Origin of the sequence: Thermoflexibacter ruber (genome assembly GCF_900113045.1) — a bacterium.
Classification (GTDB): Bacteria; Bacteroidota; Bacteroidia; order Cytophagales; family Thermoflexibacteraceae; genus Thermoflexibacter; species Thermoflexibacter ruber.
Genome location: NZ_FONY01000087.1, coordinates 1 through 5850, shown reverse-complemented (window position 1 = coordinate 5850; position 5850 = coordinate 1). Strand labels below are relative to the sequence as shown.

At 34.6% G+C, this 5850-nt stretch carries 6 protein-coding genes; all 6 read left to right on the top strand.

What is annotated here, in order from left to right:
* Window positions 1-214 precede the first annotated feature (214 nt).
* Entirely contained in the window at window positions 215-1132 is a 918-nt protein-coding gene (locus tag BM141_RS21985; RefSeq protein ID WP_091549587.1) for a hypothetical protein, read from the top strand.
* Window positions 1133-1290: 158 nt separating this feature from the next.
* Window positions 1291-3312: a RecQ family ATP-dependent DNA helicase gene (locus BM141_RS21980; protein WP_091549586.1), complete on the top strand. Its 2022-nt coding sequence runs from the start codon at window positions 1291-1293 to the stop codon at window positions 3310-3312.
* The gene (locus BM141_RS21975; protein WP_091549585.1) at window positions 3309-4448 is read left to right on the top strand and encodes a DNA-processing protein DprA; all 1140 of its coding nucleotides are present in this window, start codon (window positions 3309-3311) and stop codon (window positions 4446-4448) included. The genes BM141_RS21980 and BM141_RS21975 overlap by 4 nt, the downstream gene beginning before the upstream one ends.
* Before the next feature lie 230 nt (window positions 4449-4678).
* The gene (locus BM141_RS21970) at window positions 4679-5047 is read left to right on the top strand and encodes a hypothetical protein (protein ID WP_091549584.1); all 369 of its coding nucleotides are present in this window, start codon (window positions 4679-4681) and stop codon (window positions 5045-5047) included.
* A 9-nt stretch (window positions 5048-5056) separates the two neighbouring features.
* Window positions 5057-5212 (top strand): YegP family protein, encoded by a 156-nt coding sequence (locus tag BM141_RS21965; RefSeq protein WP_091549583.1) that lies wholly within the window; start codon window positions 5057-5059, stop codon window positions 5210-5212.
* A 60-nt stretch (window positions 5213-5272) separates the two neighbouring features.
* Window positions 5273-5850 (top strand): PD-(D/E)XK nuclease family transposase (locus tag BM141_RS21960; protein ID WP_177217514.1); only part of this gene is annotated, 578 nt, incomplete at its 3' end.

The window sequence follows — 5850 nt, the reverse complement described above, 5'->3', positions numbered from 1 at the left end:
TGCAAACTTGGAGCTTTGTGCTTCTATTCAAGTGTAGTGCTGGTTGACAGTTTAGTGCTCCGAAACCCGCCCGAACGCAAAGCCCGAAAACGTTATAGGCTATTTTAGAACAGACCAAAACATACAATAATTGAGAGTAGAAATGACAAATAAAACACGACATATTGTTACGACCTTAATACTTTTTTTGACTTGCAATATTTTGTTTGCTCAAATGTCACAGACAGACATTTTTTCGGCAGATAGCTTACTTGTTATAGAAAAAAATACCGCAAAAGGTTTTCACAACGACTACATTTTGTTTATTCCTAAAGGAACTAAACTGCACAAACAGACATTTTTGCTTGTTGAACCTAACAACACAGGTAAACTTTCAGACAGCATTGAAGTTCATAAAGAACACGCTATTTTCTTAGCGACAAAAAATTCCGTAGGAAATAACATATCAACCGAACTAAAAATTCCGATACTTGTTCCAATTTTTCCACGACCAGCATCAAAACCGCTAATCTACACACACGCCTTGGACAGAGATGTAATTTTAGAAAAATCCACAAATCTGAAACGACTTGACTTACAATTATTGGAAATGATAAACGATGCAAGAAATGTATTAAAAACAATGAATATTATAGTTGCAGACAAAGTCTTTATGAGTGGTTTTTCAGCTTCTGCAACTTTTATAAACCGTTTTTCATTTTTACACCCAGCTAAAATTAAAGCATTAGCTATTGGTGGTTTTAATGGAATACTTATGTTACCTCAAAATGAAATTAACAGTGTTAAACTCAACTATCCCATTGGGACAAATGATTTTGAAAAACTATTCAAACAAAAATTTGACTTTGAAACTTACAAATCCATTCCTCAATTCATCTATATGGGCGAATTAGACGACAACGATGCAGTTCAGTATGATGATGCCTACAACAAAAAGGAACGAAAAATAATCAATGATAATATTGGAGCGACAATTCAAAAAAGGTATTTAGAATGCCAAAAAGTATATTTGAAAGTTAACATCAATGCGACCTTTAAAACATATGAAAAAGTTGGTCATTGGACAACATCAAATATGAACTTAGAAGTTATAAAATTCTTTTTAGCACAAATGAAACAGAATGGAAAATAAAACAGCCTATAACACGGGTTTTGCGTCAGGCGGGCTGACGCATAAACTTGGAGTTTTGTGCTTCTAATGAACTTTAGTAATAAATTGAAACTTTGTGCTATGAAATCCGCCCGAACGCAAAGCCCTATTCGTTGGGCAATACTTAATGAAACAAGCCAATGACAAGACAACAAGCCGAACAGAAACTGAAATCTACTTTTGGTTTTAACGAATTTCACGACAACCAATGGACAGTAATAGATAAAATATTACAAGGGCAACGTGTACTTTTGATTGAAAAAACAGGTTTTGGAAAGTCGTTGTGTTATCAATTTCCTGCGACACAATTTGAAGGTGTTACAATTATCTTTTCGCCTTTGATTGCCTTAATGCGTGACCAAGTACAAAAAATGCAGGATTTAGGTATTGCAGCCAACTTTATATCATCACAGCACACCGAAGAAGAAAATAATCAAACTATCAATGATGCACTCAACGGAAAACTAAAATTACTCTACATTCACCCTGCAAGAATGGAAAATGTAAAGTGGTTAGAAACAGTACGGGATAAGAATTTCAAAATTGCAATGGTAGTAGTAGATGAAGCACATTGCATTTCTACTTGGGGACACGATTTTATTCCTTCTTACCGAAAAATTGTCAATTTAGTAAATTTACTTCCCCTCAATTTCCCGGTTTTAGCCACCACCGCAACCGCAACTAAACGAGTAGAAGAAGACATTAAAGCACAAATCGGAAAAAATATTATTTCAATTCGTGGAAACTTGTTGAGAGAAAATCTAAAGTTATATGTAATTACGGTGCAATCCGAAGACGAAAAAATGATTTGGTTAGCACAAAACTTAGAAAAAATACAAGGCACAGGAGTAGTATATACAGGAACAAGAGTAAGCACAGAAATTTACGCCAAATGGTTTGAATATCTGAAAATCAAGTCGGTACACTACAATTCGGGCATAGATACCGAAACCAAAAAAGACATAGAACAAGGTTTAATGAGCAACGAATACAAGTGTGTAGTCAGCACGAATGCTTTGGGAATGGGAATTGATAAATCTGATATTCGTTTTGTGGTACACACGCAAATCCCTGTTTCGCCTATTCACTATTATCAAGAAATAGGTAGAGCAGGACGAGATGGCAAACCTTCACATATTATTTTGTTTTATAATCCCAATGATGACAAAACTTTGCCCTTATCTTTTATAGAAGGAGGAAGACCTGAAATTAAAAAGTACCAACGTGTAATAGATGCAGTAAAATCTGAAAGACTAGGGTTGCACGGAATTATAAAAGCCACTAATCTAAAACAAACCCAAGTCAATGTAATTTTAGCGGACTTGATAGCACAAGGCATTGTGATTGAAGCCATTGATAGAAACAGCAAGAAATATGAGTTTAAATTTGGTTCGCCAGCCTTAGACACAAAAAGTTTTGAAGAGTTACGAGATGCAAAACTCAAAGAATTTGATGAAATGTTGAACTATTTGACGATTTCAACTTGCAGAATGAAATTTCTCTGCGACTTTTTAGGAGATAATCTTCACAAAGATTGTGGAGTTTGTGATAATTGTCGGCAAAAGAACATTCAAGTAAGTGTAACAGAAGATTGGAGAAATAAATTAGCAGATTTCAGAGAAACCTATTTTCCTATTTTGGAAGTTGAAAACAAAACTACAAATCTTGTAAATGGTGTAGCCGCATCCTACTACGGCATTTCCAATGTAGGGCAGGCACTTCACAGAAGTAAATACGAAAATGGCGGGGATTTTCCTGATTGGTTATTGCGTTTAACACTCAAAGCCTTTTATAGACATTTTGGCAAGGAAAAATTTGATGTGGTTTTATACGTACCACCCACCGAAAGTGGAGATTTAGTAAAAAACTTTGCTGAAAAAATTGCTAAATCTTTGAATTTTACTTTTTCAAACGCCTTGAAGAAAAGTAGAACAACACAATCTCAAAAGATTTTTCAGACAGGCTTGCTCAAAAAGGACAACTTGAAAGATGCTTTTATACTTGAAAATCCAAACCAAATCATAGGAAAAACTGTTTTACTGATAGACGATATTTATGATAGTGGGGCAACTATCAAGGAAATTGGAAAATATTTATCTAAATTAGGGGCTGTGAAAGTAGCACCCTTAGTTATTGCTAAAACCGTAGGTGGAGATTTATGAAGCAACATAGCGAAATACCTTATTGGATTACTTTGGCTCACTTATCCAAGTGGGGAACGGAAAAAATTAACCGTTTGGTAGTGAAAATTGTTCACGATAACCAAATGAGTTTGGAAACTTTTTTCCATTCTGAAAATGAATGGAAAGATAAGTTTGCTTTGTCTGATACAGATATTTTGGATTTGCAAAATGCCAAATCTGAATTACCGAACAATGCTTTTTTAGCAGAAGATTTACTTTCACAAGGATTTGAAGTAGTACCTATCAATTCGCCTGAATATTCTAAAACCTTGAAAGCCAACTTGAAATTAAAAGCCCCAACCATTTTATACGTAAAAGGAAATAAGCAAATTATGCAAGCAAACAGTATCGCAATAGTAGGCAGTCGTGATGCTGATGATATTTCGTTGCAGTTTACAGATAATATTGCAAAAAAGGCTTCCCAACAATTCAGAGTTGTGGTAAGTGGTTTTGCAAAAGGAGTTGATAAACAAGCATTGGATAGTGCTATTCAATACAAAGGACAAAGTATTATTGTACTTCCGCAAGGTATTATGACCTTTGGTTCGGGCATCAAAAAATATTATAAAGAGATTACCGCAGGCGATGTATTAGTGCTAAGTACCTTTCACCCAAAATCTGTTTGGAGTGCAGGGTTAGCAATGGCACGTAACCCAATTATTTATGCCTTAGCAACTGAAATTTACGTAGCACAATCCTCTGAAAGTGGTGGAACTTGGGCAGGTGTAATAGACGGTTTGAAAAAAGGGAGAACTATTTTAGTTCGCAAGCCTAATCAAAACGAAAAAAATGCGAACCTTATTTTAATTGAAAAAGGAGCAAAAGCAGTTGATTTTGAAGGAAATGCAATAGAAAATATAGAAGTAGTAGAAGCCATAGAAAAACCTAATATAAACGGAACTTCTAAAAAGAATGAAATAGACGAAGTAATCATTTTGCTTGAAAAACAAACCCTTACCCCGAAACAAATACTTGAAAAAGTGAAACTGAATATGTCGGACAAAGAACTTGCGAAAAAATTAAAATCTTTACCCAACATACAAACCGTTAAAAAGTCAAACAAAATACACTATTTTGTAAAGCAAGAAAGTCCAACATTATTCGCAATAAAATAAGCATCGCACAACATTATGTTTGCGAAAAGGCGGACTAATGTGCTAATTTGAAACATTTGTGCTTTCTATTAACTTTGTGCGTAGGGCAAGGGAAGTGCTATTTAATCCCGCCCTTCGCAAACATTTTTCCGTTAGGCACAATTTTAGGAAACTAACGGAAAAAAACCACCTATTTCATAGCCTAACTATTTGGTAATGAAAATTTTGTTTCACTTTAAATAGTTAGTTTTATGAAAAGTAAGCCAATTTTAATTCAGTTTGTTGTTTTGGCAATTTTTATTGTCCTTATTTCTGCTTCTGGCTCTGCCCATCCAACACTTCAAGAAAATTTATTTATGTTGCAAGAGGAGTACCGAGTAACTGGCTATAAGAAAGGGTTCAATGGTTGGGAGAAAGTCCCTTTAAGAATCAGGGTTACTGCACCTCAATATGGAGGAAAAGAAAAAATTGAAGTAGTTGCTTATCAGACAAGTTTTGGGTGGCAAACAGTAACTTACTGTTTCGTACACCAAGTTAATGAATTACTTGACGGCAAAGAAATAGCCGCAAACTTTGAATACAAGGCATCTTGTGCAGGTACAGTTTATTTCAACTTCTAAATTTTAACTATGAACGACAAATGCGAATTTTATCAAGACCCACAAAAATTGTGGCGTTGGAGAAGAATAGCATCAAACGGAAAAATAGTAGGCTCATCTTCACAAGGTTATGTGAACAAGTCCGATTGCATTGATAATGCAAGACGAAATGGATACAACGGATAAGTTTTTTGAGTTAGGCACTGAAAATGTGCCTAACTTTTTGTAAATTTGTAAAAAAACATTATGAGTAGGAAACTAATTCGCTTTGATTGGGCAATGAAAAAATTGCTACGCCACAAAGCTAATTTTGGTATTTTGGAAGGCTTTTTATCGGAGTTACTTCGCTTTGATGTAACCATAGAAAGCATTTTGGAAAGCGAAGGTAACAAGCAAGACGAATACGACAAATACAATCGTGTAGATATTTTAGTAAAAAGCCCAAATAATGAGTTAATGCTAGTAGAAGTTCAGAATGACTCTGAAATTGACTACTTTCAGCGTATGATTTATGGTGTGTCTAAATTAGTTACGGAGTATATCAAAGAAGGTGAGCCTTATGGGGCTATCAAAAAAATCTATTCTATCAATATTGTCTATTTTGGCTTAGGGCAAGGAAAGGACTACGTTTATGAGTACAAAGGCGAATTTGTAGGCTTACACGAAAATGATATTTTGTTACCTACAACCTTGCAAAAGCAGGATTTTAAAGTTGAAAAGGTATCGGATATTTTTCCTAAATACTATATTTTAAAAGTAAATAACTTTAATGACGTAGCCAAAGACACTCTTGACGAATGGGTGTATTTTCTCAAAAACAGCGA